The following is a 572-nucleotide window of genomic DNA, read 5'->3' on the forward strand; positions in this document are numbered from 1 at the left end:
CCACCCCCACGGCATCGGAGAGCCGGGCGGCCAGGCCCGCGACATCCGGGCGCGCACCGACCAGGTCGTTCGCGCCGACCAGCACGCTGACGAGATCGGCGCGCTGGGCGACGGCGAGTGGCAGTTGCACGTCGACGACATCGGCGACCCGGCGGCTGCGCACCGCCAGGTTCGCGTACGACACCGGATCCGCCGGGCTGGCGAGGGCGAGGAGCAGTGCGAGCCGGTCCGCCCAGCCGCGGAACTCGCCGGTGCCCGCGCGCGACTCGTCGCAGAGCCCCTCCGTGAGCGAATCGCCCACCGCGACGTAGCGTCGCCAGGGCGGTGGCGCGACGGGCGGGGTGGGCTGCGCTCCGGATGCCGCGGCGGTGGCGTCCCGCGGCCACGCGGGTTCTCGCACCGGCCGTCCAGGGGTGGTTCGCTCCCGTGCCTCCAGCACGGCGCCGGAATTGCTCGTGGCGGGCGCCGCGCGGGCGACAGCGCGACGCGCGATCACGCGCTCGTAGTGGCCGACGAGCTCGTCGCCGAGCACGTCCCAGCCGCGGCCGTGCACCGCCTCGCGTGCACGCACG

At 76.7% G+C, this 572-nt stretch carries 1 protein-coding gene; it reads right to left on the bottom strand.

The annotated features are described in order from the left end of the window. Positions 1–572 (bottom strand): GDSL-type esterase/lipase family protein (locus GH736_RS24795; protein WP_235934671.1); only part of this gene is annotated, 572 nt, incomplete at both ends.

The sequence above is a fragment of the Agromyces humi genome, from assembly GCF_009720255.1.
GTDB classification, from domain to species: Bacteria; Actinomycetota; Actinomycetes; order Actinomycetales; family Microbacteriaceae; genus Agromyces; species Agromyces humi.